Origin of the sequence: Cobetia sp. 29-18-1 (assembly GCF_029846405.1) — a bacterium.
GTDB classification, from domain to species: domain Bacteria; phylum Pseudomonadota; class Gammaproteobacteria; order Pseudomonadales; family Halomonadaceae; genus Cobetia; species Cobetia amphilecti.
Genome location: NZ_JARWKS010000053.1, coordinates 1 through 363, shown reverse-complemented (window position 1 = coordinate 363; position 363 = coordinate 1). Strand labels below are relative to the sequence as shown.

Below are 363 nucleotides of genomic sequence, written 5' to 3'. Positions count from 1 at the left end.
GTGATCCTGGTTTGTTGCTGCTGTTCGCCGGTGACTATGCGCCGCCGGCGGGTGGGCATGTGGTGCTTGGCTTCGGCGGTGCCACTGAGGCGGTGGAGCTGCCACGCGATCTGGTGCTCGATGCTCAGCTGACGCCGCCATCAGTCGATGCTCGACTCGCCCAGGGTGGAGCCATCGAGATCGCGGCCAGCCTGGTGATGCCGGCCGCCACCGTGCGTGCGCAGCTCGAGCTGATCCAATCGCTCAGCCTGGAGGTGACCGCGCCGCCAGTGTCGGCAGAGATCCGCCTCGAGCACGGCATCGACATCTCGCTGGTGGCCACGCTGGGTGCGCCGGCGGTGGTCGATGTCGCGCTGACCCGCG

At 68.6% G+C, this 363-nt stretch carries 1 protein-coding gene; it reads left to right on the top strand.

Annotated features, from left to right (window positions below):
* A partial coding sequence (locus tag QD208_RS17585) for a hypothetical protein (RefSeq protein WP_279837687.1) occupies positions 1–363 on the top strand: 363 nt, incomplete at both ends.